This is a genomic window from Herbiconiux sp., assembly GCF_004297105.1.
Taxonomy (GTDB): domain Bacteria; phylum Actinomycetota; class Actinomycetes; order Actinomycetales; family Microbacteriaceae; genus Herbiconiux.
The window spans coordinates 41,888-64,138 of the sequence record NZ_SCVE01000006.1 but is presented as its reverse complement, the minus strand read 5'-3'; the positions used below and the strand labels follow the sequence as shown (position 1 = coordinate 64,138).

General features: G+C 69.2%; 18 protein-coding genes. 14 read left to right on the top strand and 4 right to left on the bottom strand.

The genetic code is table 11. The features are described from left to right. Position 1 precedes the first annotated feature (1 nt). The 4 genes from EPO52_RS01805 to EPO52_RS01790 all read left to right on the top strand — a co-directional run bounded on the left by EPO52_RS01805 (position 2) and on the right by EPO52_RS01790 (position 4,626). The gene (locus EPO52_RS01805; protein WP_290801092.1) at positions 2 to 1,444 is read left to right on the top strand and encodes an aldehyde dehydrogenase family protein; all 1,443 of its coding nucleotides are present in this window, start codon (positions 2 to 4) and stop codon (positions 1,442 to 1,444) included. After that, positions 1,441 to 2,304 (top strand): aldehyde dehydrogenase family protein, encoded by an 864-nt coding sequence (locus EPO52_RS01800; RefSeq protein WP_290801089.1) that lies wholly within the window; start codon positions 1,441 to 1,443, stop codon positions 2,302 to 2,304. Before EPO52_RS01805 ends, EPO52_RS01800 begins: the two co-directional genes overlap by 4 nt. A gap of 151 nt (positions 2,305 to 2,455) precedes the next feature. Next, a complete protein-coding gene (locus EPO52_RS01795) occupies positions 2,456 to 4,000 on the top strand; it encodes an SDR family oxidoreductase (RefSeq protein WP_290801086.1) in 1,545 nt (514 codons plus the stop codon). A gap of 32 nt (positions 4,001 to 4,032) precedes the next feature. Next, the gene (locus EPO52_RS01790) at positions 4,033 to 4,626 is read left to right on the top strand and encodes a GDSL-type esterase/lipase family protein (RefSeq protein WP_290801083.1); all 594 of its coding nucleotides are present in this window, start codon (positions 4,033 to 4,035) and stop codon (positions 4,624 to 4,626) included. 10 nt (positions 4,627 to 4,636) lie between these two features. Here EPO52_RS01790 and EPO52_RS01785 read toward each other — a convergent pair whose 3' ends face one another. Genes EPO52_RS01785 through EPO52_RS01775 form a run of 3 tightly spaced genes read right to left on the bottom strand, consistent with a single transcriptional unit; the run spans position 4,637 to position 7,363 of the window. Continuing rightward, positions 4,637 to 5,980 (bottom strand): M20/M25/M40 family metallo-hydrolase, encoded by a 1,344-nt coding sequence (locus EPO52_RS01785; RefSeq protein ID WP_290801786.1) that lies wholly within the window; start codon positions 5,978 to 5,980, stop codon positions 4,637 to 4,639. Between the two features lie 13 nt (positions 5,981 to 5,993). Then, the gene (locus EPO52_RS01780; RefSeq protein ID WP_290801785.1) at positions 5,994 to 6,947 is read right to left on the bottom strand and encodes a PfkB family carbohydrate kinase; all 954 of its coding nucleotides are present in this window, start codon (positions 6,945 to 6,947) and stop codon (positions 5,994 to 5,996) included. A 17-nt stretch (positions 6,948 to 6,964) separates the two neighbouring features. Continuing rightward, complete coding sequence (locus EPO52_RS01775) at positions 6,965 to 7,363, bottom strand: hypothetical protein (RefSeq protein WP_290801080.1); 399 nt, start codon at positions 7,361 to 7,363, stop codon at positions 6,965 to 6,967. Between the two features lie 39 nt (positions 7,364 to 7,402). Here EPO52_RS01775 and EPO52_RS01770 point away from each other — a divergent pair, with 39 nt between their 5' ends. Together EPO52_RS01770 and EPO52_RS01765 are read left to right on the top strand one after the other, a co-directional pair. Continuing rightward, positions 7,403 to 7,738, top strand: coding sequence for a DUF6804 family protein (locus EPO52_RS01770; protein ID WP_290801077.1), 336 nt, complete (start codon positions 7,403 to 7,405; stop codon positions 7,736 to 7,738). 117 nt (positions 7,739 to 7,855) lie between these two features. Further along, the gene (locus EPO52_RS01765) at positions 7,856 to 9,973 is read left to right on the top strand and encodes a DEAD/DEAH box helicase (RefSeq protein ID WP_290801074.1); all 2,118 of its coding nucleotides are present in this window, start codon (positions 7,856 to 7,858) and stop codon (positions 9,971 to 9,973) included. A gap of 119 nt (positions 9,974 to 10,092) precedes the next feature. Here the strand turns inward: EPO52_RS01765 and EPO52_RS01760 are convergent, their stop codons facing one another. Continuing rightward, the gene (locus EPO52_RS01760; RefSeq protein WP_290801071.1) at positions 10,093 to 12,207 is read right to left on the bottom strand and encodes a S9 family peptidase; all 2,115 of its coding nucleotides are present in this window, start codon (positions 12,205 to 12,207) and stop codon (positions 10,093 to 10,095) included. A gap of 181 nt (positions 12,208 to 12,388) precedes the next feature. Between EPO52_RS01760 and EPO52_RS01755 the strand changes: the two genes are divergently transcribed. The 8 genes from EPO52_RS01755 (at position 12,389) to EPO52_RS01720 (ending at position 22,251) form a co-directional block, all read left to right on the top strand. Beyond that, entirely contained in the window at positions 12,389 to 13,573 is a 1,185-nt protein-coding gene (locus tag EPO52_RS01755; protein WP_290801782.1) for an inorganic phosphate transporter, read from the top strand. Next, positions 13,570 to 13,806, top strand: coding sequence for a hypothetical protein (locus EPO52_RS01750; RefSeq protein ID WP_290801069.1), 237 nt, complete (start codon positions 13,570 to 13,572; stop codon positions 13,804 to 13,806). Before EPO52_RS01755 ends, EPO52_RS01750 begins: the two co-directional genes overlap by 4 nt. 20 nt (positions 13,807 to 13,826) lie before the next feature. Continuing rightward, positions 13,827 to 15,230 (top strand): aldehyde dehydrogenase family protein, encoded by a 1,404-nt coding sequence (locus tag EPO52_RS01745; RefSeq protein WP_290801067.1) that lies wholly within the window; start codon positions 13,827 to 13,829, stop codon positions 15,228 to 15,230. Between the two features lie 51 nt (positions 15,231 to 15,281). Beyond that, on the top strand, positions 15,282 to 16,778 hold the full coding sequence (locus EPO52_RS01740; protein WP_290801064.1) for an aspartate ammonia-lyase: 1,497 nt from the start codon (positions 15,282 to 15,284) through the stop codon (positions 16,776 to 16,778). Positions 16,779 to 16,791: 13 nt separating this feature from the next. Next, positions 16,792 to 18,192, top strand: coding sequence for an FAD-linked oxidase C-terminal domain-containing protein (locus EPO52_RS01735; RefSeq protein ID WP_290801062.1), 1,401 nt, complete (start codon positions 16,792 to 16,794; stop codon positions 18,190 to 18,192). 46 nt (positions 18,193 to 18,238) lie between these two features. Further along, positions 18,239 to 19,495 (top strand): PrsW family intramembrane metalloprotease, encoded by a 1,257-nt coding sequence (locus EPO52_RS01730; RefSeq protein WP_290801059.1) that lies wholly within the window; start codon positions 18,239 to 18,241, stop codon positions 19,493 to 19,495. Positions 19,496 to 19,550: 55 nt separating this feature from the next. Next, positions 19,551 to 19,925: an FKBP-type peptidyl-prolyl cis-trans isomerase gene (locus EPO52_RS01725; RefSeq protein WP_290801057.1), complete on the top strand. Its 375-nt coding sequence runs from the start codon at positions 19,551 to 19,553 to the stop codon at positions 19,923 to 19,925. 88 nt (positions 19,926 to 20,013) lie between these two features. Beyond that, positions 20,014 to 22,251: a UvrD-helicase domain-containing protein gene (locus EPO52_RS01720; protein ID WP_290801053.1), complete on the top strand. Its 2,238-nt coding sequence runs from the start codon at positions 20,014 to 20,016 to the stop codon at positions 22,249 to 22,251.

Genomic DNA, 22,251 nt, shown 5'->3' with positions numbered 1-22,251 from the left:
CATGTCATTCCTCGATTACGCACCGGCCCCCGAGTCGACCGCGATCCTCGACCTGAAGCCCGAGTACGGCCTGTTCATCGGCGGCGAATTCGTCGCCGCCGGTGGGGAGTCGTTCACCACGATCTCGCCCGCCACCGAGAAGCCGATCGCACGCATCGCGCACGCCGACAGCTCAGACGTCGACCGTGCCGTCGCGGCCGCCCGCAAGGCCTACGAGAAGACCTGGTCGAAGCTCTCGGGCCGTGACCGTGGCAAGTACCTGTTCCGCATCGCGCGGCTCGTGCAGGAGCGCGCCCGCGAGCTGGCCGTGGCCGAATCGCTCGACAACGGCAAGCCGATCAAGGAGAGCCGCGACGTCGACGTGCCGCTCGTGGCCGCCTGGTTCTTCTACTACGCCGGCTGGGCCGACAAGCTCGACTACGCCGGACTCGGGGCGAACCCGCGCTCGCTCGGTGTCGCCGCGCAGGTCATCCCGTGGAACTTCCCGCTGCTGATGCTGGCGTGGAAGATCGCTCCCGCCCTGGCCGCCGGCAACACGGTGGTGCTGAAGCCGGCCGAGACCACGCCGCTCACGGCATTGCTGTTCGCCGAGATCCTGCAGCAGGCCGATCTGCCCGCGGGCGTGGTGAACATCATCACCGGAGCCGGCGAGACCGGGCGCGCGCTCGTGAACCACCCCGATGTGAACAAGGTGGCCTTCACAGGGTCGACCGCCGTGGGACGTGAGATCGCGCGCTCCACCGCAGGCACGGGCAAGAAGCTCACCCTCGAGCTCGGGGGCAAGGCCGCGAACATCGTGTTCGACGATGCGCCGATCGACCAGGCCATCGAGGGCATCGTGAACGGCATCTTCTTCAACCAGGGTCACGTGTGCTGCGCGGGGTCACGGCTGCTCGTGCAGGAGTCGATCCACGACGACGTCGTCGAGCGCCTCAAGTCGCGCCTGTCGACGCTGCGGGTGGGCGATCCGCTCGACAAGAACACGGATGTCGGGGCCATCAACTCCGCGGAGCAGCTGGCGCGCATCCGGGAGCTGTCCGACATCGGAGAGGCCGAGGGTGCGGAGCGTTGGAGCCCCGAATGCTCTCTGCCTGCCGACGGGTTCTGGTTCGCCCCGACGATCTTCACGAACGTGTCGACCTCGCACCGCATCGCGCGCGAGGAGATCTTCGGGCCGGTGCTGTCGGTGCTCACGTTCCGCACGCCGGCTGAGGCCATCGCCAAGGCGAACAACACGCCCTACGGGCTCTCGGCGGGCATCTGGAGCGACAAGGGGTCGCGCATCCTGGCCGTGGCCGACAAGCTGCGTGCCGGGGTCATCTGGGCCAACACGTTCAACCGTTTCGACCCCACGTCGCCGTTCGGCGGCTACAAGGAGTCGGGCTACGGCCGCGAGGGCGGCCGCCACGGCCTCGCCGCGTATTTGAAAGGAGGCGACCTGTGAGCAACCACATCGCTGTGCCGAAGACCTACAAGCTGTTCGTGAACGGAGCGTTCCCGCGCAGTGAGTCCGGGCGCGTCTACGAGGTGCTGTCGCCGAAGGGAGTGTTCCTCGCGAACGCCGCGAAGGCGTCGCGGAAGGATGCGCGTGACGCCGTCGTGGCGGCCCGTGCGGCCGTCTCGGGCTGGTCGGGCGCCACGGCCTACAACCGCGGGCAGGTGCTCTACCGGGTGGCCGAGGTGCTCGAGGGGCGCCGCGCGCAGTTCGAGGACGAGATCGTGCAGGCCGAGGGTGTCTCGGCATCCGCTGCCCGTGCCCAGGTCGATGCGGCCATCGACCGGTGGGTCTGGTACGCCGGGTGGACCGACAAGTACGCCCAGGTGGCCGGTAACGCGAATCCCGTGGCCGGGCCGTACTTCAACCTCTCGGTGCCGGAGCCCACGGGTGTGGTGGCGATCGTGGCCCCGCAGGATTCGTCGCTGCTCGGCTTCGTGAGCGCCGTGGCGCCGGCGCTGGTGACGGGCAATGCGGTCGTGGTGATCGCCAGCGAGCAGTATCCGCTCTCGGCCATCACGCTCGGCGAGGTGCTCGCCACGAGCGATCTGCCGAAGGGCGTCGTGAATGTGCTCACGGGCTCGCCGGCCGAGATGGCACCGTGGCTCGCGGGCCACGCCGATGTGAACGCGCTCGACCTCGTGGGCGCGGGCGCCCTCGACTGGATCGACCTCGAGATCGCCGCTGCCGAGACCCTGAAGCGCGTGCTGCCCCCGGAGGAGGGCCCGGATGCGGCGTCCCCCACGTTGTCGCGCATCGCGGCCTTCACCGAGACCAAGACGGTCTGGCACACGAAGGCCCTCCTCTAACCCCGCTCCCTCCTCGCGACTCGCCAAAATCCGCCCTAAAACCCGCATTTTGGGGCGGATTTTGGCGAGTCGCGAGGAGTTTCGCTGAGTGGGAGCCGCGCATCCGGGATGGGACGGGCGGCGGGTCGCTAGGCGGACTAGCGTTCAGGGCATGGCTGATACGAAACGTCTTGCGCTCGTGACCGGGGCGACCGGGTACATCGGAGGGCGGCTCGTGCCGCGGCTGCTGGCTGCCGGGTTCGGGGTGCGGGTGCTCGTGCGCAGTCCCGAGAAGCTGCGCGACGTGCCGTGGGCGGGAGACGTCGACATCGTCGAGGGCGACCTCGACGACCGGGAGTCGATCGCCGGCGCCTGCGAGGGAGTCGACGTGTTCTACTACCTCGTTCACTCGATGGGCGGCAAGAAGGACTTCGAGGAGCCCGAGAAGCAGGCCGCACAGAACGTCGCGGCGGCCGCCGCCCAGGCAGGGGTGAAGCGGATCGTGTACCTCGGCGGGCTGCATCCGCTCACCGGTGATCTCTCGCCTCACCTGCGGTCACGGGTGGCCGTGGGCCGCATCCTGCTCGACTCGGGCGTACCGACGGCCGCGTTGCAGGCCGGAGTCGTGATCGGATCGGGATCCACGTCGTTCGAGATGATCCGCCACCTCACCGATGTGCTGCCGTACATGCCCGCCCCGAAGTGGGTGCGCAACCGCATCCAGCCGATCGCCGTGCGCGACGTGCTCTATTACCTCGTGAACTGCGCCGATCTGCCCGACGACGTCAACCGCACCTTCGACATCGGCGGCCCCGATGTGCTGCGCTACGGCCAGATGATGAACGGCTACGCGCTCGAAGCCGGCCTCAAGCAGCGCCCGATCGCGTCGCTTCCCGTACTGACGCCCTGGCTCGCCTCGCAGTGGGTCAACCTGGTGACCCCGATCCCGCGGGCGATCGCCACGCCCATCATCGCGAGCCTGCAGTTCGACTGCGTGACGCACGAACACGACATCCGCGACTTCATCCCCGACCCCGAGGGCGGACTCACCCGCTACCGCAAGGCCGTGCGGCTGGCCCTCGAGAAGATGAAGTCGGGGGAGGTCGAGACGAGCTGGCAGGATGCGCTGGTCGACGGCGCCGTGAGCGACCCCCTCCCGAGCGACCCCGACTGGGCCGGCCACACCGTCTACCTCGACGTGAAGCGACGCGAGACGGATGCGAGCCCCGCCGATCTCTGGGCCGTGATCGAAGGCATCGGCGGCGACAACGGCTGGTATTCGTTCCCCCTCGCCTGGGCCGTTCGCGGCTGGATGGACAAGATCGTGGGCGGGGTGGGCCTGCGCCGAGGCCGCCGGAACGCGAAGCGGCTGAACATCGGCGACGCCCTCGACTTCTGGCGGGTGGAGGCCATCGATCGCGGTGAGTTCCTGCGGCTGCGCGCCGAGATGCGGGTGCCGGGACGCGCCTGGCTCGAGATGCGTGCCACCCCCCGGGAAGGCGGCGGCTCGGTCTACGACCAGCGTGCGATCTTCTTCCCCATGGGCCTCGGCGGGCGGCTCTACTGGTTCGCCATCCTGCCGTTCCACGGGGTCATCTTCAATGGCATGGCCAACCGCATCACGGCCACTGCACTGGCCTCGGAGGAGGAGCGGGCCTCCGACTCCTCGCGGGCCGCCGATGCTCCCTCCGAAGCCGTCTCCGGGCAAGCCGCGTAAGCTTGATCTCGATCCACCACCTGGAGGTGAAGATGACCGCACTACCCAAGACAGTGTTCGTGGGAGACAGCCTCACCGAGTCCGGCCGCTGGCAGGAGTGGTTCCCCGAGGTCGAGGCCGTGAACCTCGGCGTCGGTGGCGACACCACCGACGGCCTCATCGACCGGCTCGACACCGTGGCCGCCGAAGACCCCGACACGGTCGTGCTGTTGATCGGCACGAACGACGTGGCCAACCGGCGTGCCGTCGAGCACGTCGTGCGCAACATCGAGACCATCCTCGCCGGCATCAGAGCGGCATCTCCGGATGCGCGCATCCTCGTGCAGTCGGTTCTGCCGCGCGGCCGGGAGTACGCGGAGTTCGTCAAGGAGATCAACCGCCACGTCTGGCAGTTCGCCGCCACCGTGCGGGCGCACTACCTCGACCTGTGGCCGGTGATGGCCCAGGAAGACGGCGAACTCAATCCCGCCTACACCGAAGACCGCCTGCACCTCAACGAGGCCGGCTACGAGGCGTGGATCTCCGAGCTCGCCCCCGCCCTGGAGCGCGTGCACGACCTGCCCCCGTCGAGCCGCCCCATCCGCCTGCCCGAACTCGGCATCGTGAACCAGACGGCGGGCACCTAGCGCGGAGAGGTCAGAGGTGGCGCAGCAGGCCCTCGAAGAAGCGGATGCCGGTGAAGAACGTCTTCACGTGCATCCGCTCGTTCTTGGCGTGCAGCGTGGCCCGCTCCTCGGACGACATCTCGAACGGGCTGAAACGGTACACCGTGCGGCTCACCGCCGAGAAGTGCCGGGAGTCGGTGGCGCCCGTCTGCACGTACGGCGTGACGACGGCCGTGGGATAGGCCGTGGTCACCGAGTCGGCGAGCATCCGCCACACCGGACCCTCGGTCTGCGACACCCGCGCGGGCTCGTTGGCCTGCAGCACGTCGACCCGCACGAGCGGATCGGCGATGGCGCGCTCGAGGTGACGGCGGGTGGCCTCCACCGTCGAGCCGATCGCGATGCGCACGTTCACCACGGCCTGAGCCCGTTCGGCGAGGGCGTTCGCGGCCAGCCCTGCAGACAGCTGCGTGACGGCCGTCGTGGTGCGCACCATGGCCGCGGTCTCGGCGCTCATCCGCGAGAACACGGCGACGAGCAGCGGCCGGAAGAGGGACGTGCGGGTGAACACGAAGCGCAGCGGTCCGCGGCCGTGCGAACCGACCGTGCGGATCATCGTGGCCGTCACGTCGTTCAGCCGGGCCGGAAACGGCTTCGCAGCCACCCGGGTGATGGCGCGCGCGAGCCGATCGGTGGCGGTCACCCGTGGGGGAGTCGAGGCGTGCCCGCCCTCCTGCTCCACCGTGAGAGTGAAGTTCGTGATGCCCTTCTCGCTGACGCCCACTACCGCGATCGGCACATCGACCGTGGGGAACAGGTTCTCGACCACCGCTCCGCCCTCGTCGAGAACGAGACCGATGGTCACACCGCGCGCCACGAGCAGCTCGACCGCCGCCGCGGCCCCCGTGCCGTTCGTCTCCTCGTCGTGGCCGAACAGCAGGTACACATCGTGCTCGGGCGCGACACCCGCGGCGATCGACCGCTCCGTCGCCTCGAGGATGCTCACCGCCGAGCCCTTGTTGTCGAGCGTGCCACGGCCCCAGAGCACCCGGTCGTCGCCTTCACCGGTCACCACGGCGGCGAACGGCGGATGCTCCCACCCCTCATCGGTCGCCGGCACGACGTCGTAGTGCGCCATGAGCACCGACGCCGCACCGTCCGACGTGCCCGGCCAGCGGAAGAGCAGGCTGTGACCTCCCACGAACTCCCGGTCGAGCGCGTCGTGCAGGAGAGGGTAGAGCTCTTCGAGTGCGGATGCGAAGAGGTCGAACGCGGCCCAGTCGGCGGTGGCGGCATCCGGATTCGACATCGTCGGAATGCGGATGAGCTGCCGCAGGTTCTCGAGCGCGGCGGCATCGGCGGGGGAGTCGTCCATCACACGGTTCAATCTAGGAAACGAGGCCGTGCGCGGGCTGCGGGCGTGCCCCGAGCTGAGTGATTGCCCGGGCTGCCGCGGCCGTTCCGGCGACGGCTGCGGAGCGCAGCCGGTCGGCGTCGACCGCGCGGGAGATGGAGGCGGAGTCCCGATCGACGACCGGCCCGCTCGCGAGCAGTTCGCTGACGAACGCGGCGCTGAACGAGTCACCGGCGCCCGTGGTGTCGACGGGGTCGACGAGCCGGGCCTCGACGTGAACGGGATCCTGCCCGCGCACGCCGGCGAGCACGCCGCCGCGCCCGAGAGTGAGGGCCACGAGCTCGTAGTGCTCGAGGAGCGCCGCCAGCACGTCGCCGGGCTCTGAGGCTCCGGTGAGCACCCGGCCCTCATCGAGGTTCGGGATGCAGAGGTGGGCGCCTCGGGTGGCGGCGAGGAGGGCGGCCGGCCCATGGTCGACCAGGAAGCCGGCCGAGCCGGGATTGAACGACACGGATGTTCCCCGGCTGCGCGCATCCCGGATCACCTCGAGGAAGTCGTCGGCCGACGACTCGCCCGACTCGCGGAACACGGAGTAGCCGGTGAAGTGCAGGTGGCTGCCGGGTGCGAACAATGCCCGATCGACGTCGCGCGGGCCGGTGAGCACATTCGCCCCGGTATCCGTGAGCATCGTGCGCGAGCGCTCGTCGTCGAGGATCACGATGATGGTGCCGGTGGGCAGCTCGTCGGAGCCCGTGAGATGAGCCCGGACTCCGGATACGGCCAGCTCTTCGCTGTGCCGGCCGACGTCGGCCATGGCCACGTGACCGAAGAAGTCGACGGGGCGACCCGAGAGGGCGAACCAGGCGGCCGCGTTGGCCGCCGATCCACCGGATCGTCGCTCGATGCGCGCACGGGTATCGGTGTCGGGCCGGATCGGCCCGGCCGGTGCCACGATGACGTCGTCGATCACATCGCCGAAGACGACGATGCCAGGAGCTCCGGTGTTCAGTGGAGGCGCGCCTTGAGAGCGGCGACCGGGTCGGCGCTCGTGAGCACCCCCGGGCCGAACCGCAGCATCGTGATGGTCTGCGAGACCGGGCCGGACCCGGCGCTCAGGCGCGTGGCGATGGTGGCGCGCTCCCAGGTGAGGATGGCCTCCTGCGCGAGCTGGACGGTGAGACCGAGGGGCTGGGTGTTGCCCGAGCGGACGTCGGGCAGCGAGTATCCGCCGAGGCCTGCCAGGGTCGAGTAGACCTCCGACACGTCTTTCTGGGGGAGCGGTACGGCACCCTGGCCCACGAACACCGCAGTGAAGAGGCGGGCGGCGAGCTCGACCGGATCCGCGGTCCAGAGGCCCTCGGGGCCGGCGAACGGGGGATTCGATGCAGCCGTCGGATATGTCATGGGATCACCCTATCCAGCGCCGCGTAGGATTGGCGAGACATGACTACGCGACAGACCGAACCGGCCTTCACCCGACCCGCTCTGGCGCCCGGGCTCCTCGGCGCCATCGCTCTGATGGCCTTCATCGCGGTGGTCGACACCGACTGGTTCACGATCGCCCGCTACGTGGTGGCGATTCTGGCCCTCATCATGTGCGTGTTCGCCGGGCAGGCGAAGCAGTGGTGGTGGATCCCGCCGCTCGCGGCCATCGCCGTTCTCTGGAATCCGGTGCTGCCCATCGACCTGCCGCTCATCGCGTGGCAGATCGCCCATGTGGTCGGCGCGATCGTGTTCGTGGCGAGTGGCCTGCTGATCAAGGTGCATCGCGTAGACTGAAGGTCGCATCGGGTTCACCCGCTCTTCGCGTCCGCCGAGACCCCGTCTCGTTGCCCGGCCGCATGCTGCCTTTCGGAACAGGCACCCTTTGCGTTCCGCCTCACTCCCAGGAGAACGATGTCAAGGTCCGGCAATCGCCGAACACGCACAGCCGACAACACCGGCCTCATCCCGATCCTCGCGCGCAAAGTGCGCGAGGTCGAAGCCGCCGCGCAGCGGGGCAAAGTCGCCCCCGCCAATCGCACGAAGTTCCTCGTGGTGGCTCTGCTCATGCGCGAGGAACGCGCCTCGATCAAGACGGATGCGGCACTCAGCGACGCCGAGCGCGCCGAGCAGCTGAAGCGGCTCGACGGAATCGCCTCGATCCTGGCGCGCACCGCCGCGCGGGACACGTCGCTCATCGCCCTGCTCGAGAACGACGCCACCAGCCTCTCGCCGGCGGCCAAGAAGCTGCGTCGCGAGTACCTCGAAGACGCCGGCTACGACGTGCCCGACGACGAGCCCGACGTGATCGCACCCACCGCGACGGTCGTGCCACCCGAGCTCGCCGAGCGCCAGGTGGTGCCCACTTCGGTGAAGTCGCGGCAGCTCGCCAACCCGTTCATGGCCCCCGACCTCACCCCGGCCAAGCCGCACGGTGCGGGCCGGCTCAGCAACTGGGAGCTGCTCGGGCCCCTCTACCGTGCCTTCGAGTACGGGGCCGGCGGGCGGGCCGCCAGCATGGAGCTGCCCGAGGCGCCCACCATCGACCGGCTCTCACCTCCCGGTCACGAGCTCATGGTGCACCAGTCCCGGTTCCTGCAGAGCGTGCAGGCCGGGCACCGCACCTTCCTGCTGGCGGATGAGCCCGGCCTCGGCAAGACGGCTCAGTCGCTGCTGGCCGCATCCGTCGCCGACGCGTACCCGCTGCTCGCGGTGGTGCCGAACGTCGTGAAGATGAACTGGGCCCGCGAGGTCGAGATCTGGACGCCGCACCGCCGCGCCACCGTCGTGCACGGAGACGGCGAGAACCTCGACGCCTTCGCCGACGTCGTGGTGGTGAACTACGAGGTGCTCGACCGGCACCTGTCGTGGCTCGGCACCATGGGCTTCCGCGGCATGGTGGTCGACGAGGCGCACTTCATCAAGAACATGTCGTCGCTGCGCTCGCGCAACGTGCTGGCGCTGGCCGACCGCATCCGGCACACGGCCCCCGGCGGCAACCCGCTCATGATGGCGCTCACCGGCACGCCGCTCATCAACGACGTCGACGACTTCCGCGCGATCTGGCAGTTCCTCGGCTGGATCGACGGCACCAAGCCCACGCCCGTGCTCATGGAGCGACTCGAGGAGGTGGGCCTCACGCCCGCCGACACCGGATTCTTCGCCGAGGCGCGTGAAGCCGTGATCGACATGGGTATCGTGCGCCGCCGCAAGATCGACGTGGCCGCCGACCTGCCCTCGAAGCGCATCGTCGATCTGCCCGTCGAGCTCGACGACGACCTCGGTCGCTCGATCCGCGACGCCGAGCGCGAGCTGCAGGCCCGCCTCGTCACCCGCTACCGCCGCCTGGTCGCCGCTCGCGCGGCGTCCCGCGGCGACGAGGTCGACGACCTGCCCGACGACGACCTCATGCGCCTCGTGGCCCGCCAAGAGCTCGAAGACACCCAGGCCACCGAACAGGGCCTCAACGTGTTCACCATGGTGCGTCAGATCGGCACCGCGAAGGCCGGCCTCGCCGCCGACTACGCGGCGCAACTGGCCCGCTCGGTGGGAAAGGTCGTGTTCTTCGCGAAGCACATCGCGGTGATGGATGCGGCCGAGGAGCTCTTCGCCAAGCGCGAGCTCAAGACGGTCTCCATCCGCGGCGACCAGTCGGCCACGCTCCGCCAGCGCGAGATCGATGCCTTCAACAACGATCCGGATGTCTCGGTCGCGGTGTGTTCGCTCACCGCCGCCGGCGTCGGCCTCAACCTCCAGTCGGCGTCGAACGTGGTTCTCGCGGAGCTCTCCTGGACGGCGGCCGAGCAGACCCAGGCCATCGACCGGGTGCACCGAATCGGCCAGGAAGAGCCGGTGACGGCCTGGCGCATCATCGCCGCCCAGACCATCGACACGCGCATCGCCGAGCTGATCGACTCGAAGCAGGGCTTGGCGGCCCGAGCCCTCGACGGCTCCGACGCCGAGGTCGGCTCGACCGACAGCGTGCAACTCGACGCCCTCGTGTCGTTGCTCCGCTCAGCCCTCGAAGACTGAGTGCACAGCAGCGCGACGCCTAGCGTGGACTTCGCCAAGCTAGCCGCACAGCGGCGCCGATAGCGCCTCGCTGTGCGCCTCGTTTGGCCTTCTCCGCGGATGAAGCGCCGAACGGGCTCTCAGTCGGCGCGGCCGAGCACGTCGAGCAGCCAGGCGTACTCGTAGGCGACTTCCTCCCAGCGGGCGTAGCGGCCCGAGACGCCGCCGTGGCCTGCCGACATCTCCGTCTTGAGCAGCACCGGGGCGTCCACCTCACGCAGACGCGCCGTCCACTTGGCCGGCTCCACGTAGAGCACGCGGGTGTCGTTGAGGCTGGTCACCGCGAGGATGCGCGGGTAGGTCTGCGCGGTCACGTTCTCGTAGGGCGAGTACGACTTCATGTAGGCATAGACCTCGGGGTCGTGCAGGGGATCGCCCCACTCGTCCCACTCGATCACCGTCAACGGCAGCGACGGGTCGAGGATCGAGGTGAGTGCGTCGACGAAGGGCACCTGCGCCAGGATTCCCGCGAACAGCTGCGGGGCGATGTTGGCCACCGCGCCCATCAGCAGCCCCCCGGCGCTGCCACCCTGGGCCACGAGCTGCTCAGGGGTGGTGAGGCCCAGCGCGATCACCCGTTCGGCGCACGCCACGAAGTCGGTGAAGGTGTTCTTCTTCGTGAGCGTCTTGCCGTTCTCGTACCAGTGCCGGCCCATCTCGCCGCCGCCCCGGATGTGCGCGATCGCGAACACCACGCCCCGGTCGAGCAGCGACAGCCGCGGAATCGAGAACGACGGGTCGATCGACGCCTCGTAGGAGCCGTAGCCGTAGAGCACGAAGGGAGCCGGCGTGCCGGAGGAGAGGATGCCCCGGCGTGCCACGATCGAGATCGGCACCTGCGTTCCATCCGGAGCCGTGGCCCACTCGCGCCGCTGCTCGTACTCGCCGGCCGAGTACCCGCCGAGCACCGGCGCCTGCTTCAGCAGCGTCGAGGTGCCCGTGTGCACGTCGTAGTCGAACACCGACGAGGGCGTGACGAACGAGGTGTAGCCGTAGCGGATGGTGGGCTGCTCCCACTCGGGGTTGCCCGAGGTGCCCACCGAGAAGAGCGGTTCGTCGAAGCGCAGTTCGGTGAACGCCGCACCCGCGAGAGACGTGGTGCCGGCGTCAAGCGGCAGCACCGCCACGCGGGTGAGTCCGTCGCGGCGGTAGTCGAGGGTGAGGTGCCCGGCGAAGGCGTCGACGTCTTCGAGCCGAACGGCGGGGTCGTGCGCCCGCACGGTCTGCCAGCGAGAGCGATCGGATGGCGCATCCGGAGCCACCGCGATCAGCTCGAAGTTGAGGGCGCCGTCGTTGTGCAGCACGAGCAGGCGGTCTTCGCCGCCCACCACCGCATGTTCCACCGAGTACTCGATACCCTCGCGGCGTGGCCAGACCACCTGGAACGTGGCATCCGGATCGGTCGTGTCGAGCAGGTGCACCTCGCTCGTGATCTTCGAGCCCAGGGCGATCTCGAGGTACTTCTTGCTGCGCGTGAGCCCCACGCCCACCCAGTAGCGCTCGTCGGGCTCGGTGAACACGGTCTCATCCGCACCGGCGGAGGTGCCCACCGTGTGCCGCCAGATGGTGTCGGGCCGCCATGACTCATCGACCGTGGGGTAGAAGACGCTGGTGCCTTCGCCCGAGAACACCGCACCGGGGAAGGTGTTCTCGACCACGTCGGGCAGGTTGTCGCCCGTGTCGAGGTCGCGGATGCGGAGCGTGTACCGCTCGTCGCCCACGGTGTCGACGGCGTAGGCGAGAAGCCGGCCGTCCGGACTGACGTCGAAGGAGCCGAGCGAGTAGAAGTCGTGGCCCTCGGCTTCGATGTTGTCGTCGAGCACGATCTGCTCGCCGGGCACGGGCACGCCGGGTTCGAGCGACGGGGGAGTCCAATCGTCCGGCCCGCTCACGGCGGCGCGGCAGTGCACACCGTACTGGGCGCCCTCGACGGTGCGCGTGTAGTACCAGAAGCCGCCGTCGCGCACGGGCACCGACAGATCGGTCTCGCGGGTGCGTGCCTTGATCTCGTCGAACAGTCTCGCGCGGAGGGGCGCGAGGTGTGCGGTGGCCTCCTCGGTGTACGCGTTCTCGGCCTCGAGGTAGGCGATGACCTCGGGATCGTTCTTGTCGCGCAGCCACTCATAGGCGTCGACCACGGTGTCGCCGTGGTGAACGCGATCGAGGGGCTTGCGGGCGGCGACGGGAGGGCGCATGTGACGAGCCTAATCCGTGCTCGTTCCGCGCCGCCGCTTCCACGGCGCGGTTCGGAGTTGACCTCGACTGGGGGGAATGCGATCATCGTGTCGGCTCAATCGATGCCACCCCCAGTGCATGAACAGCCGATGAAATCTCGGGATGCGCGCCACACACGAGATCAGTCGGGAGAACACGCGGGTGGACCTCACCGTCATCGTCGTGTTGGTGATCGCCCTCGCCCTGTTCTTCGACTTCACCAACGGCTTTCACGACACCGCCAACGCCATGGCGACACCGATCGCCACGGGAGCCCTGAAGCCGAAAGTGGCCGTCGCGCTGGCGGCCGTGCTGAACCTGGTCGGCGCCTTCCTGAGCACCGAGGTGGCGAAGACCATCTCGGGTGGCCTCATCAAAGAGGGCTCGAACGGTGTGCAGATCGTTCCCGAGATGATCTTCGCGGGGCTCATCGGTGCCATCGTCTGGAACCTCGTCACCTGGCTCTTCGGCCTGCCGTCGAGCTCGTCACACGCCCTCTTCGGCGGCCTCATCGGCGCGGCCATCGTGGGCGCCGGCTTCGGTGTCGTCGACTACTCCGTGCTGGTCAGCAAGATCATCCTCCCGGCCCTCGTGGCCCCGCTCGTGGCCGGTCTCGTCGCTTTCATCGCCACTCGGCTCGCCTACGCGATCACCCGGATGCCGGCCTCGAGCGCGCAGTCGGGCGTGCGCGGGCGGTTCCGCTACGGCCAGATCTTCTCCTCCTCGCTCGTGGCGCTCGCGCACGGCACCAATGACGCGCAGAAGACCATGGGCGTCATCACTCTCACCCTCATCTCGGCGGGTCTGCTCGATGCGGGCAGCGGACCCAGCCTCTGGATCATCGTCACCTGTGCAGTGGCCATCGCCCTCGGCACCTACATGGGCGGCTGGCGCATCATCCGCACGATCGGCACCGGACTCACCGAGGTCAAGCCGGCCCAGGGCTTCGCCGCTGAGACCGGGACCGCGGCGACCATCCTCGCCTCGAGCCACCTGGGCTTCGCACTCTCGACAACGCAAGTGGCCTCCGGATCGGTGATCGGATCGGGACTCGGCCGCAGAGGCGCCTCGGTGCGCTGGCGCACCGCGGGGCGCATCGGCCTCGGCTGGCTGATGACCCTCCCGGCCTCCGCGATCGTCGGCGCCCTGGCCGCGTTCGTGGCCCGCACGGGCGCCACGGGCATCGTGATCGACCTCGTGGTGGGCCTCGGGGTGATCGTCACGATCTTCGTGCTCTCGCGCCGCAACCGCGTCGACTCGAGCAACGCCATCAGCGAGGTCGACGCGGCCACGATCGCGGTGCGCAGCCCCAAGGCCACGAGGCGCAAGCGGAAGGCGGCACGATGATCGACTGGGGTGCCTTCATCGTGGTGGCTCTGGCGTCGCTGCTGGCGACCGCCGTGGTCGTGAGCCTCTACTCGTTCGGCCTGCGCTTCCGCTTCCTCACGAAGCCGGATGCGCAGACAGGCCGGCAGTCCAGGCCGGCCTACGCCACCGTGCTCTCGTCCATCTGCTTCGCCCTCAGCGCCCTCGCCGTGCTCTTCGGGATCTACCTGATCGTGCCCTTCTTCCACGGCTGACACCCTTCTACGATGGGGTCATGACTCTGGAGTCCACCGCGATACCCGTCAGTCCCGTCGTGCCCATCGTGCGCTCCGCGTTCGACCAGGGCGTCACCACCTCCCTCGCGTGGCGCATCCGTCAGCTGAAGGCCTTGAAGAGCATGCTGATCGAGCGGTCGTCCGAGATCGAGGATGCGCTGTTCCACGACCTCGGCAAGAACCCCGCCGAGGCGCAGCTCACCGAGATCGGCATCGTGATCGCCGAGATCGAGCACACGCTCGCGCACCTGCGCGGCTGGCTGCGACCGAAGCGGGTAGCGGTTCCGCTCGCGCTGGCTCCGGCGAGCGCCTCCACGATGCTCGAGCCGCTCGGCGTGGTGCTCGTGATCGCACCCTGGAACTACCCGCTCCAGCTGCTGCTGGCTCCTGTCGCGGGTGCCCTGGCGGCCGGCAACGCGGTGGTGATGAAGCCGAGCGAGCTGGCACCGGCGACATCCGCTCTCATGGCCGAGCTGGTGCCGCAGTACCTCGACTCGCGCGCGGTGGCCGTGGTGGAGGGCGGGGTGGAGGAGACCACCGAGCTCCTGGCCGAGCGGTTCGACCACATCTTCTACACGGGCAACGGTGCCGTGGGCCGCATCGTGATGACCGCGGCCGCCAAACACCTCACACCGGTCACCTTGGAACTCGGCGGCAAGTCGCCGGTGTACGTCGATGACACGGTCGACCTCGCCGCCGCCGCGCGGCGCATCGCCTGGGGCAAGTTCATGAACGCCGGCCAGACCTGCGTGGCCCCCGACTACCTGCTCGCCACCGCCGAGGTGTCCGAGCAGCTCGTGCCGCACCTGGTCGACGCCATCGCCGAGCTCTACGACGGCGATCCCCGTTCGAGCTCGAGTTACGGCCGCATCGTCAACGAGAAGCAGTACACCCGGCTGCGGGGGCTGCTCGAGGGCCAGACCGTACTCACCGGGGGCCGCACCGACGACCGCAGCCGCTACATCGCTCCCACCGTGCTCGGCGACGTCGACCCCTCCTCGCCGGTGATGACCCAGGAGATCTTCGGTCCGATCCTGCCGATCGTGACGGTGGGCGGCCTGGATGACGCCATCGCCTTCATCCGCGCCGGGGAGAAGCCCCTGGCGCTCTATGCCTTCACGAACTCGCGAACCACGGCGAAGCGCATCCTCACCGAGACCTCCTCGGGCGCGGTCGGCTTCGGCGTGCCCGTGGCACACCTGAGCGTCACCGGACTGCCGTTCGGCGGCGTGGGGGAGAGCGGCATGGGCAACTACCACGGCCGCCGCAGCATCGAGACGTTCAGCCACGAGAAGGCGGTTCTGTCGAAGCGCCTGGCGCCCGACACCCTGAAGCTCGTGTACCCGCCGTTCACCGAACGCAAGGCGGGATTCATCCGCGGCCTGATGCGCAAGCTCAGCTAGAGTCGTGTCGTCCAGCCACAAGCGATACGACAAGCAATGGAGCTCTACATCGTGACCACCCCTGACACGACCCCTACGAACACCGACGTCCCCGCCACCACCACCACTCGCACGGAGACCGACAGCCTCGGCTCGGTCGAGATCCCCCGAGACGCCTACTGGGGCATCCACACGGCCCGCGCCCTCGAGAACTTCCCGGTGAGCCGCCGCCCCATCTCGGTCTACCCCGACCTCATCAACTCGCTCGCCATCGTGAAGCAGGCCGCGGCACGCGCGAATCGCGAGATCGGGGTGCTCGACCCCTGGAAGGCGGAGTGGATCGAGGAGGCGTGCGAGCGCATCCGCACCGGTGAGTTCCACGACCAGTTCATCGTGGGGGTCATCCAGGGCGGTGCGGGCACCTCGACCAACATGAACGCCAACGAGGTCATCGCGAACGTGGCGCTCGTGGCTCATGGTCACCCGCAGGGTGCGTACGACATCCTGCATCCGCTCGACGACGTGAACCGCAGCCAGAGCACCAACGATGTGTACCCCACGGCCGTGAAGCTCTCGATGTGCTTCGGCCTCGAGCGTCTGCTCGCCGAGCACGAGCTGCTGCGCGACTCGTTCGCCGCGAAGGGCCTCGAGTTCGCCCACGTGCTGAAGGTGGGCCGAACCCAGTTGCAGGATGCGGTGCCGATGACCCTCGGCCAGGAGTTCCACGGTTTCGCCACCACCCTCACCGAGGATCTCGAGCGGATGCGGTCGGTGCTGCCGCTGCTCTGGGAGATCAACCTGGGCGCCACCGCCATCGGAACGGGCATCACCGCCGACCCCAACTACGCCGCCACCGTGTGCCGGCACCTGCGGGAGCTCACCGGATTCGAGCACGTCACCGCGGCCGACCTCGTGGAGGCCACGAGCGATGCGGGCGTCTTCATGACCCTGTCGGGCATCCTGAAGCGTTCGGCCATCAAGCTGTCGAAGATCTGCAACGACCTCCGGCTGCTCTCCAGCGGCCCTCAGGCGGGCTTCGGTGAGATCAACCTCCCGGCGCGCCAGGCCGGCTCGAGCATCATGCCCGGCAAGGTCAACCCCGTGATCCCCGAGGTGGTGAACCAGGTGGCGTTCTCGGTGGCCGGTGCCGACATGACCATCACGATGGCGGCCGAGGGCGGCCAGCTGCAGCTCAACGCCTTCGAGCCCGTGATCGCCCACTCGCTGCTGCAGAGCCTCGCGTGGATGACGGGCGGCTGGCGCACCCTGCGGGTGAACTGCGTCGACGGGATCACCGCGAACCTCGACCGGCTCGACACGATGGTGTCGACGTCCGTGGGCGTGGTCACGGCGCTCACGCCCTACATCGGGTACGCCGCGGCATCCGCCCTGGCGAAGACGGCGTTGCTCACGCACCGCAACATCGCCGACCTCGTGGTGGAGGCCGATCTGATGAGTCGCGAGCGCGTGATGAAGCTCATCTCACCCGCACGGCTGTCGGGCATCGAGGCGATCACGTCGGCGATCCCGATCATCGAGCTCGACGAATCCAGCCCCCGCCCGCTCTGAATAGGATGGCGGGATGGTCACCGCTTCGCCCATCCCGCCCTCCGACCTGATCGCCCGCCTGCATGCGATCGTGCCCGGCAGGCTGCTGACCGAGGGCGCCGCGCTCGAGGCGACGCGCACCGACAGATCGGGCTGGTGGTCGGCCGCCGCCCCGCTCGCGCTCGTCGAGGCGGAGTCGGCCGAGGAGGTGCAGGCGGTGATGCGTCTGGCCTCCGAGACGGGAACCCCCGTGGTGCCGCGCGGTGCGGGAACCGGTCTGGCCGGGGGAGCGACGTCGACCCCCGGATGCATCGTGCTCAGCGTTCTTCGGATGAACCGCATCCTCGAGATCTCGCTCGACGACGAGCTGGCCGTGGTCGAGCCCGGGGTCATCAACCAGCACCTGAGCGACGCCCTCGCCCCTCACGGCTACGTGTTCTCGCCCGACCCGGCGAGCAAGGCGATCTCGACCGTCGGCGGCAACATCGCCACCAACGCTGGGGGCCTGATGTGCGCCAAGTACGGAGTCACGCGGGAGGCCGTTCTGGGTCTGTCGGTCGTGCTCGCCGACGGTGAGCTGCTGACCACCGGCCGGCGCACGGTGAAGGGGGTGACGGGATACGACGTCACAGCTCTGATGACCGGGTCGGAGGGCACTCTCGGAGTGATCGTCGGAGCCACCGTTCGGATCCGGCCGATCCCCGCGGGGGCCGTGTGGACGGTCGGGGCCTTCTTCGACGATGTGACCGCAGCGGCGGCCGCGTGCGCCTCGGTGACGGCGGCGAGCATCCGGCCCGCGGTGATGGAGCTCATGGATGCGGCGGCCTGCGCCGCCGTGAGCCTCTATCTCGGGCGTGAGCCGATCGCGCCGGGCGCGGCCTTCGTGCTCGTGCAGGCCGACGGTGCCGGCGCGGCCGAGGAGGCGCGTGCCGTCGAGGGTGTGCTGCGGAGTTCGGGAGGGCATCGCGTGATGGTGTCCGACGACGAGGTGACGGGGGAGGAGCTGCTCGCGTTCCGGCGCAGCTTCGGCCATGCGCTCGACGCCCAGGGCGAGGTTCTGGTGGAGGACGTGTGCGTGCCGCGCACTCAACTGGCCGCGATGTTCGCCGAGATCGAGCGAATCGGTGCCGCCTACGGGCTCGAGATCCCCACCGTCGCGCATGCCGGCGACGGCAACCTGCACCCCAATTTCGTGATCCCGCGCGATCGCACCGAGCCCGGGGAGTTCGTGCCCGATTTCGTGTGGCAGGCGGCCGACGAGCTCTTCACGGCGTGCGTGCGGCTCGGCGGCACGCTGACCGGAGAGCACGGGGTGGGCCTGCTCAAGAAACGGTGGCTGGCCGGTGAGCTCGGAGAACGCGGACTCGACATCCAACGGCAGATCAAGCAGGTGTTCGACCCCGCGGGCATCCTGAATCCGGGCAAGGTGTATTGAACCGGCTGCAGTACGCTGGCAGCGACCGCGAACGTGAGGAAAGCTCTTGACGCTCTTCGATCCCCAGATCCCCCAGGCGGCAGGTACGGGCAGCGCCGTGGCGCAGCCGCCTGCGCTGCCTGGCCGTGCCGCCGACGCGCTGCCGCCGATGCCCGTGCTGCCGGCACCCGGTTCTGCTCCCCGACGATCGACCACCACACTCGTGCTCGGCATCGTGGGGATCATCGTTCTCGGTTTCGTCTTCCTGGCGGTCATCGGCTACCTCGTGCTGGGTCTCGGCCCCGCCGCCTTCGTGATCTGCGCCGTCATCGCGCTCGTCCCGCTCGCGGTCGTGATCACGGTCATCACCCTCATCGACCGGTGGGAGCCCGAGCCGCGGCCCGCGCTGTGGTTCGCTTTTCTCTGGGGGGCTGCGGCATCCGTCGCCATCGCGCTCATCGTCGACTTCAGCGTGCAGCTCATCGTGGAGGTGGCGAGCGACGGCACGGTCTCCCCGAGCGACCTGTGGTCGTCGGTGATCCAGGCGCCGGTCGTGGAGGAGAGCGCCAAGGCGGCGGGTGTGCTCATCCTCCTGCTGTTCTTCCGCAAGCAGTTCGATGGGCCGGTCGACGGGCTCGTATACGGAGCCACGGTGGCGGCCGGGTTCGCGTTCACCGAGAACATCCTCTACTTCGGGCAGTCGCTGATCGAGTCGGGTGGCGTCGGGCTGGGCTTCACGTTCGTGCTGCGCGGCATCATGTCGCCGTTCGCCCACGTGATGTTCACGGCCTGCACCGGTGTCGCTCTCGGCTTCGCCGCGCGACGCAGGGGATGGCTGCCGGGCGTCGGTATCTTCCTGCTCGGCCTGCTGCTGGCCATCGGTCTGCATGCGCTCTGGAACGGCTCCACGTTCCTGGTCGAGGGCCTCGGCGGGTATTTCCTGCTCTACTTCGTGGTTCAGGTGCCGCTCTTCGTTCTCGCGGTGGTGTTCGTGGTGCTGCTGCGCAGGTCCGAGGCGAAGCTCACCCGCGCCCGTCTCACCGAGTACGCCGACGCGGGCTGGTTCACCGCGGCTGAAGTCGACATGCTCTCCACGGGAGCGGGCCGCCGCCAGGCGTTGCGCTGGGCGAAGACGTTGCCCGGCGACGGGGCTGCCGCGATGCGATCCTTCACCCGGCACGCGACGCGTCTGGCGTTCGTGCGGCAACGCCTGCTCGTGGGCCGCTCGGCCATCGCCCCGCGGCAGGACGAGTCCGAGCTGCTCGACGCCGTCCTGGGCGACCGCCTGGCGCTCTCCGCCGCGGCGGGCATCCGCCTCACCTGAGGGCGCCGGCCGGGGAGCTTTTGACCTCCGCGGCGGGGTGGGCTTGGATGGATGCATGACAGATTCAACGAACTCCAAGCCCGAGATCGACATGCCCGAGGGGCCGGCGCCCACCACCCTCGAGATCGTCGACATCGTCGAGGGAACCGGAGCAGAAGCCACCCCCGGCGCCACCGTCGAGGTGCACTACCTCGGTGTCGAGTACGAGACCGGCGAAGAGTTCGACTCCTCCTGGAACCGCGGCGAGACCATCACCTTCCCCCTGAACGGCCTCATCGCCGGCTGGCAGGAGGGCATCCCCGGCATGAAGGCCGGCGGCCGCCGCAAGCTCACCATCCCGCCGCACCTCGCCTACGGCCCCGCCGGAAGCGGCCACTTCCTGGGCGGCAAGACGCTCATCTTCGTGATCGACCTCGTCGAGGTTCCGTAACCGCGAGGTAACCGCCGCGTCACCCCCTCTGCGTCATCCTCCCGGGATTCGGCGAGTAGACTTGCTTGCCGGATTCCGGGGAGGTTCTGTGGCGGAAACAGAGTTGGCGCGAGAGCGTGAGTACGTGGCTGCGCTCTACGAGCGCCTTGACCGTCTCCGCACCGAGGCAGAGGCCGAGCTCGTCACCGTCCGGCGCGAGAACGTCGGCGGCAACCACCAGTCCCGCTCCGAACGCGACGCGTTCGCGCGGGTCTACGAAGACCGCATCGCCCAGTTGCGCGAGGTGGGCGAGCGACTCGCCTTCGGGCGTCTCGAACTCACCGATCCGGATGCGGGTGGCAGCACCCTGCGCTACATCGGCCGCATCGGTCTGCGCGACGAGAACCTCGAACCACTGCTGCTCGACTGGCGCGCCCCGCAGGCCCGCGCCTTCTACCAGGCCACCGCCGCGACGCCGCTCGGCGCCCGTGCCCGCCGGCACCTCACCACGCGCGGGCGCGACGTCATCCGTATCGAGGACGAGGTGTTCGACAGCACCCTGCTCGATGAGGAAGGCACCCAGCTGCAGGGCGAGGGCGCACTGCTCGCCGCGCTCTCGGCGCAGCGCACCGGGCAGATGCACGACATCGTGTCCACCATCCAGGCCGAGCAGGACAGGGTCATCCGCTCCGACCTCGCCGGCTTCCTCGTGGTTCAGGGCGGCCCCGGCACCGGCAAGACCGCCGTGGCCCTCCATCGCGCCGCCTACCTCCTCTACACGCACAGGGACCGGCTCGGGTCGAGCGGGGTGCTCGTGGTCGGGCCGTCGCGCGCCTTCCTGCAGTACATCAACGCGGTGCTGCCGAGCCTCGGCGAGACCGGCGTCGTGCTCTCGAGCCTCGGTCAGCTCTACCCGGGGCTCGATGCGACGGCGGAAGACGCGCCCGCAGTGGCCGCGCTCAAGGGCTCGGCCGAGATGGCGGCGCTCATCCGTCGCGCGGTGCGCTCGCGTCAACGCGTGCCCGAGGCCGACGTGCGGCTTGAGATCAACGGGGAGTCGCTCATCCTCCAGCCCCAGCTGATCGCGGATGCGATGGCCAAGGCGCGCGAGACCGGAAAGCCCTACAACGAAGGCCGGGTGTCGTTCGTGAAGAACGTGCTCGGGCAGCTCACCCGGCAGCTCGCCGACCAGCTGCGCCGGCGCGGCAGCACGGTCGACGACGCCGACATGGCCTACCTCCGTGAAGACATCCGCACCGCCTACGACGTGCGCGTGGCGCTCAACACGGCGTGGATCCCGCTCACCCCCGAGAAGCTGCTCGAAGACCTCTACGCCCGCCCGCAGTGGCTCGCCACGCTCACGGGACACTGGTCGAGAGCCAAGCGCGAACTGCTCCGCCGCGAGCGCGGCGCTGCGTTCACGGTGTCGGATGTGCCGCTGCTCGACGAGGCCGCAGAGCTGCTCGGTGACTACGACCAGGGCGACGTGGCGAAGAAGCGCGCGGAGAAGGCGCAGCACAAGCGCGACCTCGAGAACGCGAAGAACGCGATCCGCAACATGGACGTGGCGGGCCAGGTGTCGGCGGAGTCGGTTGTGGCCGGGTTCGCCGAGTCGGTGGTGAGCCTCACCACGGCGGAGCGCGCGGCATCCGATCGCAGTTGGACCTACGGGCACATCGTGGTCGACGAGGCGCAGGAGCTCTCACCGATGCAGTGGCGGGTGCTTCTGCGCAAGTCGCCGTTGCGCTCGTTCACGATCGTGGGCGATGTTGCGCAGGCCAGCTCCGCGGCGTCGTCGACGAGCTGGGAGGCCACGCTGTCTCCGCTCGTGGGCGAGAACTGGCGGCTCGAGGAGTTGACGGTGAACTACCGCACGCCCTCGCAGATCGTGGATGCCGCCGAGCGCGTGGCCGAGGCCAACGGTCTCCGGGTGACGCGGTCGCAGTCGGTGCGCACGACGGAGTGGCCGGTGACGGCGCTTGCGACGTCTGATCTGGGCGGGCTCGACGCCGCCGTGGTGGACGAGCTCACGTCGATGCTGCGCGCGGGCGGAACCGCGGCGGTCATCGCGCCGGAGTCGCTGTTCGATCGCCTGCGCTCGGTGCTCTCCGCGGAGTTCGAGGGCGCGATCGGCGTGGGCGTCGCCGGGCTCACCCGCGACATCGCACTCCTGACGCCCGCCGACGCCAAGGGCCTCGAGTTCGACTCGGTGGTGGTGGTGTCGCCGGCCGCGCTGATCGCGGAGAACACGCGCGGCGCATCCGCTCTGTATGTGGCCATGACGCGGCCCACGCAGCGACTCAGCCTCGTGTTGGCGCCGGGCGAGCACCCGCCCGCGGGCCTATAG

Coding starts and splice junctions, on each gene's coding strand:
- EPO52_RS01805 (WP_290801092.1), top strand. CDS start 2: ATGTCATTCCTCGATTACGCACCGGCCCCCGAGTCGACCGCGATCCTC.
- EPO52_RS01795 (WP_290801086.1), top strand. CDS start 2,456: ATGGCTGATACGAAACGTCTTGCGCTCGTGACCGGGGCGACCGGGTAC.
- EPO52_RS01790 (WP_290801083.1), top strand. CDS start 4,033: ATGACCGCACTACCCAAGACAGTGTTCGTGGGAGACAGCCTCACCGAG.
- EPO52_RS01785 (WP_290801786.1), bottom strand. CDS start 5,980: ATGGACGACTCCCCCGCCGATGCCGCCGCGCTCGAGAACCTGCGGCAG.
- EPO52_RS01775 (WP_290801080.1), bottom strand. CDS start 7,363: ATGACATATCCGACGGCTGCATCGAATCCCCCGTTCGCCGGCCCCGAG.
- EPO52_RS01770 (WP_290801077.1), top strand. CDS start 7,403: ATGACTACGCGACAGACCGAACCGGCCTTCACCCGACCCGCTCTGGCG.
- EPO52_RS01765 (WP_290801074.1), top strand. CDS start 7,856: ATGTCAAGGTCCGGCAATCGCCGAACACGCACAGCCGACAACACCGGC.
- EPO52_RS01760 (WP_290801071.1), bottom strand. CDS start 12,207: ATGCGCCCTCCCGTCGCCGCCCGCAAGCCCCTCGATCGCGTTCACCAC.
- EPO52_RS01750 (WP_290801069.1), top strand. CDS start 13,570: ATGATCGACTGGGGTGCCTTCATCGTGGTGGCTCTGGCGTCGCTGCTG.
- EPO52_RS01745 (WP_290801067.1), top strand. CDS start 13,827: ATGACTCTGGAGTCCACCGCGATACCCGTCAGTCCCGTCGTGCCCATC.
- EPO52_RS01735 (WP_290801062.1), top strand. CDS start 16,792: ATGGTCACCGCTTCGCCCATCCCGCCCTCCGACCTGATCGCCCGCCTG.
- EPO52_RS01725 (WP_290801057.1), top strand. CDS start 19,551: ATGACAGATTCAACGAACTCCAAGCCCGAGATCGACATGCCCGAGGGG.